Source organism: uncultured Gemella sp., assembly GCF_963515875.1.
In the GTDB taxonomy this organism is placed as follows: domain Bacteria; phylum Bacillota; class Bacilli; order Staphylococcales; family Gemellaceae; genus Gemella.
In genome coordinates this window covers 1-12,275 of record NZ_CAUPZX010000051.1, presented here as the reverse complement: position 1 = coordinate 12,275, position 12,275 = coordinate 1, and the positions used below count along the sequence as shown (strand labels likewise).

The 12,275-nt window shown below is 31.0% G+C and carries 8 protein-coding genes, 3 pseudogenes and 2 other annotated features; of the genes and pseudogenes, 7 read left to right on the top strand and 4 right to left on the bottom strand.

All coding sequences use genetic code 11. The features are described 5' to 3' along the window. Positions 1-838, top strand: a pseudogene (locus RWL85_RS07750) (hypothetical protein); the annotation flags it as partial. 173 nt (positions 839-1,011) lie between these two features. Continuing rightward, positions 1,012-1,365 carry a YlbF family regulator gene (locus tag RWL85_RS07745; protein WP_314086767.1) on the top strand — a complete coding sequence of 118 codons (354 nt, stop codon included), beginning with the start codon at positions 1,012-1,014 and terminating at the stop codon, positions 1,363-1,365. A gap of 67 nt (positions 1,366-1,432) precedes the next feature. On the opposite strand, the gene RWL85_RS07740 is transcribed toward RWL85_RS07745, so the two are convergent. Together RWL85_RS07740 and metE are read right to left on the bottom strand one after the other, a co-directional pair. Next, the gene (locus RWL85_RS07740) at positions 1,433-3,274 is read right to left on the bottom strand and encodes a bifunctional homocysteine S-methyltransferase/methylenetetrahydrofolate reductase (protein ID WP_314086764.1); all 1,842 of its coding nucleotides are present in this window, start codon (positions 3,272-3,274) and stop codon (positions 1,433-1,435) included. Between the two features lie 9 nt (positions 3,275-3,283). Beyond that, on the bottom strand, positions 3,284-5,524 hold the full coding sequence (gene metE / locus RWL85_RS07735; RefSeq protein ID WP_314086761.1) for a 5-methyltetrahydropteroyltriglutamate--homocysteine S-methyltransferase: 2,241 nt from the start codon (positions 5,522-5,524) through the stop codon (positions 3,284-3,286). A gap of 84 nt (positions 5,525-5,608) precedes the next feature. Next, positions 5,609-5,838, bottom strand: a binding site (T-box leader). A gap of 59 nt (positions 5,839-5,897) precedes the next feature. Next, positions 5,898-6,117, bottom strand: a binding site (T-box leader). 263 nt (positions 6,118-6,380) lie between these two features. Here metE and RWL85_RS07730 point away from each other — a divergent pair. From RWL85_RS07730 to RWL85_RS07715, 4 genes and pseudogenes are all read left to right on the top strand, one after another. Next, complete coding sequence (locus tag RWL85_RS07730) at positions 6,381-8,012, top strand: SSURE domain-containing protein (protein ID WP_314086758.1); 1,632 nt, start codon at positions 6,381-6,383, stop codon at positions 8,010-8,012. Between the two features lie 217 nt (positions 8,013-8,229). Continuing rightward, the gene (locus RWL85_RS07725; protein ID WP_314086755.1) at positions 8,230-8,919 is read left to right on the top strand and encodes a response regulator transcription factor; all 690 of its coding nucleotides are present in this window, start codon (positions 8,230-8,232) and stop codon (positions 8,917-8,919) included. A gap of 20 nt (positions 8,920-8,939) precedes the next feature. After that, positions 8,940-9,968, top strand: a complete 1,029-nt coding sequence (locus RWL85_RS07720) for a HAMP domain-containing sensor histidine kinase (RefSeq protein WP_314086753.1) — start codon at positions 8,940-8,942, stop codon at positions 9,966-9,968. Between the two features lie 137 nt (positions 9,969-10,105). Next, positions 10,106-10,364, top strand: a pseudogene (locus tag RWL85_RS07715) (metal-sensing transcriptional repressor). Positions 10,365-10,499: 135 nt separating this feature from the next. On the opposite strand, the gene RWL85_RS07710 reads toward RWL85_RS07715, so the two are convergent. Together RWL85_RS07710 and RWL85_RS07705 are read right to left on the bottom strand one after the other, a co-directional pair. After that, positions 10,500-10,796: a rhodanese-like domain-containing protein gene (locus tag RWL85_RS07710; RefSeq protein WP_314086751.1), complete on the bottom strand. Its 297-nt coding sequence runs from the start codon at positions 10,794-10,796 to the stop codon at positions 10,500-10,502. A 29-nt stretch (positions 10,797-10,825) separates the two neighbouring features. Next, positions 10,826-11,131: a rhodanese-like domain-containing protein gene (locus tag RWL85_RS07705; protein ID WP_314086748.1), complete on the bottom strand. Its 306-nt coding sequence runs from the start codon at positions 11,129-11,131 to the stop codon at positions 10,826-10,828. Between the two features lie 312 nt (positions 11,132-11,443). Here RWL85_RS07705 and RWL85_RS07700 point away from each other — a divergent pair. Continuing rightward, a pseudogene (locus RWL85_RS07700) lies at positions 11,444-12,275 on the top strand (hypothetical protein); the annotation flags it as partial.

Here is a 12,275-nt window from a genome sequence, read left to right as displayed (position 1 = left end):
ACCAGTTCAACCAGGAACAACAGGGGAACAAGGAAATCACGTTCAACCAGGAGTATCTGAAAAACCAAAAGAAGATGAGCCGACAGTTCCAAGGAAAGAAGAACAACCAGTTCAACCAGGAACAACAGGAGAACAAGGAAATCACGTTCAACCAGGAGTACCTGAGAAGCCAAAAGAAGAAGAGCCAACAGTTCCAGAGAAAGAAGAAACTTCACATAAATCTGATGGAAATAAAATCTTAGAAAATAAATTAAAAACATTATTCTTAACGTCTCTTGATAATAGAGTGAGTTTAGAACTTTATGATATGACTATAGATGATATAGAATTTAGAGCAGTAGAGATAGAAGATAAGAAGGCGATAAATGCTGTAAAAAATAAGCTACAAGGTAATAAGAATATAAGAATATACGATTTAAGTTTACACAAAGGTGGTAAAGAAATATTATTAGACAATAATAGACTAGTAAGAGTAGCTTTAGCTGAATATGAAAATAAAAATATAGAAGTATATCATGTGGAAAAAAATGGAAATCTAAAACAAATTCGCTCAGTCATAAATAACGGAAACGTAGAATTCTACATAAATCACTTCAGTCAATTTGTAATAGTATCAGATAAAAATAATCTTTCTAAAAAAGATGTTTCGCAAAGCAATAAAGATTTATTTTCAGAAATAAAAATAGATTCTCAAAACTTGATTTCTAAAGAAAACTTATCAAAACAACAGACTCTTCCAAAAACAGGACTAAATAATATTAATGATTTTTCATTATTTACTATAGTAAGTTTACTTGTGTTAGTATTATCAAGAAAACAAAAAGATAGTATGAAGTAGTGTGTTTTGCTATATAGAACTATTGTAAGAATTTGTACATAGTAGTTTTTGAAACTTACTTTTTTATAGAAAAAAGATATGCTGTAATAGGGAAAGATGATAAAAACGATTCATTGTCAAAGAAGGTAAAACTATGTTATAATTAAATTACAACATAAAAGGAGCAAATAATTATGGTAAATATTTATGATAAAGCAAATGAATTTGAAAGAGCACTAAGAGAATCTGATGAATATAAAGCATCATTAGCAGCTGCAGAAGGACTATATTCAGACGAAGAAGCTAATGATTTATACACAGAATTCGTATCAAAACAAAAAGAATTAATGGAAGCTGCACAAGCTGGTAACGAGCCTACTGAAGAAGAATTATCAGTATTTGAAGAAATTCAACAAAAACTAATGGAAAATGCTAAGTTCTTAGAATTTGTGCAAAGTCAACAAAAATTACAATTTTTAATTGAAGACTTAAATAAAGTAATGTATAAACCATTAGATGAACTTTTCGAAAAATACGGAAATAAATAAAAGAAATACAATAAATCAAGGTGTTAGAATGATTCTAACACCTTGATTTTCTATATACATTTAATATTTATTTATTTTTATTTTCTTCAACATAATCTATTAATTCTAAAGTAAGATCATATCTTAAAAATGGTGTTATTAAGTAAATTCCATTAAAGTGTTTTAATGCAACATCTATCAGTTTTTTACTTTCTTCTAAAGCAATTTTTTGACAAAGTTCTTTGTCATCTTTTACTTTTTCAAGTTTAGCTAAGAATTCTTCAGATAGCTTTATACCAGGTACCTCATTGTGTAGGAAGACAGCGTTGTTGTAGCTAGTAATTGGCATTATACCAACGAAGAATGGTGTATCTGGATAGTCAGCAGCAAGTTCTGCTAATTGTTCAATTTTTTCAGCTTCAAAGACAGGTTGAGTAATAAAGTAATCAGTACCTGCTTTAATTTTTTTCTCAACTAAACGTTTAGTTTTACTTAGGTCACGAACATTTGGATTATAAGCAGCAGCTACTGTAAAGTTTGTTGTCTTTTTCAGTGAAGCCCCATTATATCCAAGTCCTTCGTTAAGCTGTTTAATAAAAGGAATTAATTTAAGGCTAGTCATATCATAGACACTAGTTGCTCCAGGGAAGTCACCAAGTTTACTTGGATCTCCAGTAAGAGCAAGGACATTATTAATTCCAAGAAGATCAAATCCCATTAATCGAGATTGTAATCCTATAAGGTTGTGATCACGACATGTTAAATGTAGAAGAGTAGGGGTAGTAATGTGTTCTTTTAGTAAAGTAGCCGCGGCTAAATTACAAATTCTAGTGCTAGCTAGAGAATTATCTGCTAGTGTAATAGCTTCAATATTTTTCTTATCTATTTCTTTTGCACCCACTAGAAACTTATCCACATTTAAATGTTTCGGGGGATCTAATTCGGCAATTATAGTTACTTGTTTTTTGACTTTATCAACAATTGTTGGTTCGTTATGAGCAACCCTTACAAGCTCTTCTTCAGCAGGTAATGGTGTTATAACTTTTCTTTTAACCGGTTTAAGACCTTTAATTCCTTTTTTAATAGCACGAATATGCTCTGGAGTAGTACCGCAGCAACCACCGATTAATCTTACACCTTCTTCTACAAGTAACTTAGCACTTTGTTCGAAGTATGCTGAGTTTTTTCTAAAGCGATATTCATTACCATTAATAGTTTGTGTTAACTGTAATAAGCTGGCATTTGGATAAGCAGATAGGTAACTTTGTGCAAATAATGGCACTTGTTTTAAACTTTTAATCATGTGATAAGGACCTAGATGACAATTTAGTCCAACGATATCAGCACCTAAATTAACAAGAGTGCTTAATGCATCAGTTACTTTTTCTCCATTTTGAGTAATACCTGCTTCTAATAATGATATATTAGTAATAATAGGCAAATCAGTTAATTTTCTAACTTCAGTTAATACAGCTCGAATTTCTTCTTGATCATAATAAGTTTCAAATAGTAAAGCATCTATTTTATCTGTCGATAATAGAACTTTTACTTGATCAAGTGTTTCACTAACAATAGTTTCTAATGAAAGTTCACACTCACGAAGCCCACGTATAGCCCCAATAGTACCAAAGACAATTGTATTCTCTCCAGCAGCTTTACGTGCTATTTCAGCAGCACGGATGTTAATTTCTTCGAATTTATCTTCATAACCGTAAGTTTTAAGCTGACACTTCTTTGCAGCATATGTATTAGTCTGAATGATATCTGCACCAGCTTCGATATAAGCTTTATGAATCTTCTCTACAGAATCTGGATTAGAGATATTATTATATTCATGACAACTTTCCAATCCATTACTATAGAGAGCCGTACCCATAGCCCCATCTGCTACGAGTACATCTTGTTCTAATCTCTCTAATAAGTTTCTCATACGAACCTCCTATTTAGCGGAAAGTTCGTTTCTGATTTCTTTAGTTACCTCAACTAAAACTTCTAACGCTTCGATAGTTTCTTTTTCAGCACGTGTTTTTAATCCACAGTCAGGGTTAATCCAGAATTGCTCAGTAGATAGTTTTTGAAGTGGACGTAAGATGTTTGTGCGAACTTCTTCTTTTGTTGGTACACGAGGAGAGTGGATATCATATACCCCAAGACCAATACCTAATGGATAAATAGCAGTTTCGAAAGCAGAGATTAATTCTCCGTGGCTTCTACTAGTTTCGATAGAAATAACGTCAGCATCTAATGCGCGGATAGAATCGATAATTTCATCGAAGTTAGAATAACACATATGTGTGTGGATTTGTGTATCATCTTGAACTGATGAAGTGGCTAGACGGAATGAGAATACTGCTTCTTCAAGATATTTTTCTTTTTTGCTGTCTCTTAGAGGTAATCCTTCACGGATGGCTGGTTCATCAACTTGGATAATTGTAATTCCAGCTTTTTCTAAAAGTTCAATTTCATTTTTAAGTGCGATAGCAATTTGGTTGAAGATTTCTGCTTTAGAAATATCAGTTCTCTCAAATGACCAGTTTAGAATTGTAACTGGTCCAGTTAACATACCTTTAACAGGACGGTTAGTTAAGCTTTGTGCATAAGCAGTTTCTTTAACTGTTACAGCTTCAACGTGTTTTACATCTCCGTAGATAATTGGTGGTTTAACCCCACGAGATCCGTATGATTGAACCCAACCGAATTTTGTAGATGCGAATCCTGCGAAACGTTGACCAAAGAATTCAACCATATCTGTACGTTCGAATTCACCGTGAACTAATACATCGATATCAAGGTCTTCTTGAATCTTAATCCAACGAGCAATTTCTTCTTCAATAAATTTCTCATAAGCTTCGTTAGATAATTCACCTTTTTTCCAAAGTGCACGTTGTAGACGTACTTGTTTAGATTGAGGGAATGATCCAATTGTTGTAGTAGGTAATACTGGTAAATTGTATTTTTTGTTTTGAACTTCACGACGAACTTTGTAGTCAGATGGACGAGTTGAACGAACATTTTCACTAGATTCTAATTCAAGGTTTCTGAATTCTGCATTTTGTAATTTATTGAAGTCTTCTACGTGTTTTTGGTACTCAGCTTCTTCTTTACCATCTAATTTATTAGCAAGTAAGTTAAGTTCTACTAATTTTTGATCAGCAAAAGCTAAACCATTTAGTAGAGTTTCTTCTAATTCAGTTTCATTTTTTGTAGTTACGGGAACGTGTAGTAATGAACATGAAGGTTGGATTACTAATTCAGATACGTTAGCTTTTAGTTCTTCTAATAATGCAGAGCTATTTACTAAATCATTGCTCCATACGTTACGTCCATCTATAACCCCAGCAAATACTTCTTTGTCTTTGAATAAACCAGCTTTTACATTAGCTAAGTTTTCTTCTCTACCGTGAACGAAATCTAATCCGAATGCTACTGGTAAAGATGCAAGTTTTTCAGCTTCTACTAAAGCTTCAAAGTAAGTTTGGAAGATAAATTTAGCATCTACTTCGTTGTTGAAGTGGTTATATACTTTATGAGCTAATTCAACATAGTTTCTTCCTTCATCAGTTACGAAAATTGGTTCATCTACTTGGATGTAAGAAGCACCAGCTTCAGCTAATTCTTTGAATACTTGAGTGTATAATGGTAATAGTTTATCTACAGCTTTTTCGAATTCTCCTTCAGCTAATCCACTAGATAAAGCAACATATGTAATTGGTCCAGTGATAACTGGTTTAGCTTTATCTCCAACGATTTCTTTAGCTTCTTTATAAAGGTCTAGAAGACGAGTGTTGTTTAATTTAGGGTTAACATTTTCCCATTCTGGTACGATGTAGTGGTAGTTAGTGTTAAACCATTTTTTAAGTGCAGATGCAACGTTATCTTTATTACCACGAGCTATATCGAAGAATAAATCTACATCAACTTCTCTTCCTTCGAAACGTTGTGGAATAACGTTAAATTGAACTGATAAATCTAAAATGTGATCATAAAGTGAGAAATCACCAACTGGGATAAAATCTAAGCCAGCATTGTATTGTTTTTCGATATAAAGACGACGAAGTTTTCCAGCTTCCTCAAATAATTCGTTTTGACGAACTGTACGAGCCCAATATCCCTCAATTAATTTTTTCCATTCTCTTTTTTCCCCTAAACGTGGGTATCCTAAACTTGAAATTTTTGTCATTATTTCTTTCCTCCTGAAATTTTCTCTTTTTTGTATATTGAATTATAAAAATAAAAACGCCCTTAAACAATAATAAACATATTGTCTAAGGACGTGCGTTTTATACGTGGTACCACCTTATTTTATGGAAAAACTAAAAATATTAGTTTTCCACCTCATTAAAATTTTAACGCTATTTTCTGCGTAATTATCTAACCTTAGCTCGATAATTAAAACTCAAAGACCATCTTCAAAAAAACTCATTAATCTCTTTTCAGCTACCGAGACTCTCTGGTGTAAATCCTTTTTTCTACTCATCTTATCCATGTAATAATATATTAATTTGTAAAAATATTTTTTTACTCAGTCTTAAATACGACAAAAGGGTAGTAACACAAGGGACGAAATGACCGTGTTACCACCCAATTTTATAATCTTAAAATAAACTTTTAATCTTACCTCAATGATTATTAACGGTAATCAACCGAAACTAACTTGTATTCACTCATTAGTCTAGCTCTGTGACCATTTACAATATACCTAAATCCTTTTTTTCACCAACCAAAAGGTCTCTAATAAATAAGTAATACTGCTCTTCACTTCTTCGCTTTTAAAACTGTTAAAGAAATATTAACATAAGATTTTTTCTTTGTCAACACTTTTTAGTAAAAAAATTAAAAATTTTTTTCAAAATTGTCAGAAATCTAAGATAAACCGTATATATTATCATATTCTTAAAATAATTATTTTATAATATCTATTTAAGAAATATTTAAGCATTTACTAATAGTTAGTTAATATCTATAAGGTATACTGTGTTTATCAAACAAAAAGTTTTGATAATAAAGTATTAATTAATAAGAGGAGAAAAATACAAATGAAAAATAACTTTATGAAATCAGAAAATTTTACAAGATGGGCTATAAGAAAAGTTAGTGTTGGAGTAGTATCAGCAGCTATCGCTAGTGGTATTTTCATGATTGTTGGAGGTGGAGAAGCACACGCAAGTGATAAACAATTGGATAAAGCTCCAATAGTTGAAACTGTAAAAACGCAGGTAGATGAAAATGTAGTTACTAAATCAACAGAAAAAGTTGAATTAGTAGAATCAACAACAGTAAAACTTAAAGAAGCTGATAAAACAGTCGAACAACCTGTAGTTGGAACAGATGGAGAAGCTAAACCTGAAGCAATAGACAATAATATTTTGAGTCTTGCTAAAGATACTGCTGATGCACCAAAAATGGAAGCACCAGATATGACTACACACAAAACAACACCAGCTGAAGTTAAAAAAGCAGTAATGGACAATACAAAAGATACAATTGATGTACCAGCTAAATATCTAGATAAAGCAAACTTCCCTGGACCATTTACAGCGGGAGTAAACCAAGTAATTCCTTATGAATTCTTCGGTGGAGATGGAATGTTAACAAGACTAATCTTAAAATCATCAGACAAAGCACCATGGTCAGATAACGGATCAGCGAAAAATCCAGTCTTATTGCCATTAGAAAAATTAGGAAAAGGATTATACTTCTATGAAGTAGACCTAGAAGGAACAAAAGGAAAATCAGATAAAGAATTATTAGATTTACTTAAAGCAAATGGAACACAAAGCTACAAAGCAATAATTAAAGTATACGGAGAAAAAGACGGCAAAGCAGATTTAACAAATGTAGTAGCTACAAAAGATGTAAATGTAAATCTAAATGGATTAACAAGTGTACAAGAAGTTAAAAAAGCAGTTATGGATAATACAAAAGATGAAGTAAACGTACCAGCTAAATACCTAGATAAAGCAAACTTTCCTGGACCATTCACAGCTGGAGTAAACCAAGTAATTCCTTATGAATTCTTCGGTGGTGACGGAATGTTAACAAGATTAATCTTGAAAGCATCAGATAAAGCACCATGGTCAGACAACGGAACAGCTAAAAATCCAGCTCTTCCTCCAGTAGAGAAATTAGGACATGGATTATACTTCTATGAAGTAGACTTAGCAGGAACACAAGGAAAACAAGATAAAGAATTATTAGATTTACTTAAAGCCAATGGAACACAAAGCTACAAAGCGACGATCAAAGTATATGGTGAAAAAGATGGAAAAGCAGATTTAACAAATTTAGTAGCACTAAAAGAGGTTACTGTAAATCTTCATAAAGAAGCTATGGAAATGAAGAAAAAATCAGGTGAAAATATGATGACGGATCATAAAAAACATAGTTTAATGGATTCAAATATGAGTGAAAAACCTATGGATATGCAAAAATCAAATGTTATGAATATGAAAGCGCACATGCATAAAAATATGAAAGAGAAAAATATGAACGCTCATATGAACAATGATATGATGAAAAAAGGAATGTTACCAAAAACAAGTGCAGCTCCAGAAGGAACAATGAATACAACTAACTCAACAAATTCTTCAACTACTGGAATAGTAGCTCTAATAATCTCTAGCTTACTAGGTTATTTAGGAATTAGAAGAAAAAATGAAATCGACTAAATAGAGTAACTCTAAAAAGTTAAGTATTAAACGATTAAAGTTAGTATGATTTGATAGTAATCTCTTTTATAGAATTTTTTGAATATCTAGAATTATGTGGGGAAATCTCAATTATATTGATATTTTGAAAATAGAGAGAGATAGAACCTTGCAGAATTTAACAAAATAGTGCTATACTTTTAATGTATAGTGCTATTTTGTTAGGAGGAGTAGAGATATGATGAACAAAATTTTATTAGTAGATGACGAGATAGAAATAACGGAGATAAATAAAAGATATCTTGAGCAAGGTGGTTATGATGTAGATATTGCTAATGATGGAAAAGAAGCATTAGAAAAATATAAAAGAAATAAGTATTCTCTGATTATTACTGATATAATGATGCCAAATATGGACGGCTATGATTTGATTAGTGAAGTACAATATTTAGATACAGAGCAACCCTTTTTATTTATAACTGCCAAAACTACTGAGCCAGATAAGATTTATGCTTTGAGCCTGGGAGCTGATGATTATATAGTTAAGCCGTTCAGTCCTAGAGAGTTAGTATTAAGAGTTAGGAATATATTGCGTCGAGTTGAAAAAAATAGCACAGATAGTATTTCGACACTTGGGGATTTAGAGATAAATTATAATAGTAGAATAGCAAGGGTCAATGGAAAACAATTAGACTTAACGGTGAAATCTTTTGAATTATTGTGGTTATTAGCTGATAATCCAGAACGTGTTTTTTCTAAAACAGAATTGTATGAAAAAATATGGCAGGATGAGTATGTTGAAGATGCGAATACATTGAATGTACATGTTCATTCTTTAAGGAGAATATTAATGAAACACTCTACAGAGAAAACACCAAATATAAAGACAGTGTGGGGACTAGGCTATAAAATGGAAAAACAAGTTTAAAAATGGAAAGGAAATATAGAATGAAATTAAGAGATTATATTATTATTGGATATATTTTGTCATTTTTAATAACTATAGTTGCTGTATTTTGGGCTTCAAATCAAATGTTAATAGAAAAGCAAGATACCTATTTTATTGTTGCAATTACTGTGATTGCGGGGTTAATCGGCGCAACTATAAGTCTAGCATTACTAAAAGGTGTGTTTAAATCATTAGATGTGCTAAAGAAAAAAACAGTAAACATAAGCGAGAAGAGATTTGATATCAGCGATGAAGTGATACGACCTGTCGAATTTAGAGATTTGTCTATAGCATTTGATGATATGTCGGAGCACTTAAAAGAAAGTTTTGACTCACTAGAACAAAGTGAAAAAGAAAAATCTCTTATGATTGCTCAACTTTCTCATGATATAAAAACTCCTATAACTTCTATTCAATCAACAGCCGAGGGAATGTTAGATGGTATAATAAAAAAAGATGAATACAAGTATTATTTAGAAACAATTTGTCGTCAAACAACAAGATTAAACAAATTAGTTGAAGAATTAAATTACTTGACGCTAAGTGTGAAAGAAACTAATTCTGCCGATAAAAAAGAAACAATATTTTTAGATAAACTATTAATTGATTGTATGTCTGAATTTAAGTTAAGAGCAGAAAAAGAACAAAGAGATATTTTTATAAAAGTTAAACCAGAAAATGCAAAAATAGTAAGTAATTATAATAAAATGCAAAGAATTATAGTTAATTTATTAGGCAATGCATTTAAATATTCACCAAGTGGAACAAAAATAGAAATAGTTGCTGAAATTAGTGATGAAATTCTTTCTATTTCTATAATTGATGAAGGCTGCGGTATAAAAAAAGAAGAGATTGATAATATTTTTAAAAGATTATATCGTGTTGAAGCATCAAGAAATATGAAAACAGGTGGTTATGGCTTAGGTTTGGCAATAGCGAAACAGTTAGCCTTACAAATAAATGGAGACATATTAGTAGAAAGTATATATGGTAAAGGAAGTAAATTTACTTTAAAAATTAATTGTTAATACACTGAGTATATAAGGAAATCTTTGAATCAGATTTATTATTTTGGAAGAATAATTGGAATTAGATTTTTAGGAATTTTCAATATAAAAACATACAAATTTTTTAAATTTTGATAAAATAAATTCTTCACGGTATAATGAAAAAAAATCTACTGAGGAAAATAAATATGGCAAAATCGAAGTATATTACGCGTCTAAAATGCTCTGAAGGTCAACTTAGAGGAATACAAAAAATGATAGAAGAGAGATTATATTGATATTATAACTCAATTAACCGCTGTTCGTTCAAGTGTTGACCTAGTTGTTAAATTATTAATAACAGAAAACCTTATGGAATGCCTTAATAATCCTGCAGAAAATCTTGAAGATCATAAGAAAAAGCTATACAGTATCTAGTGAAAAAAATAGCATACTAAATTATTAATAAAAAGTCTTGATTCAAAATTATATAGGACCAAGACTTTTTTGGGTGTATTAATTTTATAGAGAATTTTAATCTATCGATTGTTGATTGTTTAATTCTTTAATTTGTTATTTTGTTTCTCCAGGCCAATTATTCATACCACCTTCGACATTTATAACATTAAATCCTTGTGCATCAAGAAAGTCATATGCTTTAGCAGAGCGCCCACCAGCTTGACAAATCACATAGTATTTTTGATTTTTGTCTAACTTAGAAAAGTCTAACACTAAAGTATTTAAAGGAAAATTTTGTGCAGTAGGTATGTGGCCTGCTTCATATTCATGAATTTTTCTTACATCAAGAATATTAAGTGTTTCATTATTATATTTATCATGAAAATCTTGAATCGAAATATTATTTATCATAAATTCTTCCTTTCTATAATTAGTAATTTTTAAACTGTTTTATCTTGCCATGCATGCATTCCACCTTGAACATTAACAACATCAAAACCTCTTTTTTTAAGTTTTTTAGCGGCAAGTTTACTTCTTGCTCCAGAGTGACAAATTATATATTTTTTTTTGTCAGCAATTGGAGTGAAGTTTCCGATTTCACTTAGTGGAATATTTTTTGCACTTTTTATATGCCCTCTTCTAAACTCACTAGGTGTCCTTACGTCTATTAGTTGAATATTTTCCTTTAATTTATATTCTAGTTCAGTAGTGGAAATACTGTCAACTTTTATGAATAAAAAAAACATTTATCTAAAACTCCTATATACTCTTACGGGGTATATTAAACCATGAAACAAGAGGATTGTCAAAAGTCTTGACTTAATGTGTAGAATTGCTAATGAAAAGAAAAATAATTCGAGATTAAGCAGAAAACTATTTGTTACATAGTTAGTTTACAGTAGGTAATATAAAGAAAAAATACAATATTATTTTTTTCTGAATAATCAGTGATATTTTGATGTTATATGCTTGACAAATAGTAAAAATGGTAGAATAATGAAGTAAAGGATGACTTTCATTTCTATAAAAAACAACCAATAATTTAGGAGGAATCTCAAATGAAAAAAATATCAAAAGTAGCAACTGCCAGTGCCTTATTATTTACACTAGCAAACCCACTAGCAGTTTTTGCAGAAAATAAGGTAGAAAATATTTCGACAACTAGTAGTAATAAATTAACACAAGATATTACAGTAAGCTCGGAAGAAGTTAATGGGGAAATAGTTTTTCATGTATCAGCGTTAAGGGATACTTATGATACTATAGTGTACGCAACAATTAATGGTAAAAATTATACTTATAATCTTGGTAATTTAAAAAAAGGTCAAGTATCTAGAGTAGTTCAACCAGGTGTAAGTGTTAATAAACAAAAAGCTGTCATTTCAAAAGAGAGTAGCTCAGAAAAATCATTACCTAATACTAGTGTGGTAAGAGAGTTAGTTGAAAAAACAGTTTTATATAGTGTAGAATTAAACGGTAATGTAATAGAGGCAAAAGTTGTATATAAAGCATATGACTTAGTAGAAAAAAATTCAAATACAGTTGAAGAAAAAAAATCTATTACGGAAAATAAAGTAAAAGATGGTGCTATAGTAAAACCAGAAGTATTAGAGATACCTGAATATAAAGAAATTTTAGGGGGTGCAATTGTTGCTCCAGAAATTCAACCAGAATTGCCGAGAGCAGAAGTGCCTACAGAAGTAACTCCAAAAGCAGAAGAACCAGCAGCAGGAACAACGCCAAAAGCAGAGGAATCAGCGGCGACAACTAATCCAAAAGCAGAAGAGTCAGCAGCAGGAACAACGCCAAAAGCAGAAGAACCGGCAGCGACAACTAATCCAAAAGCGGAAGAGTCAGCAGCAGGAACAACACCAAAAGCAGAAGAGTCAG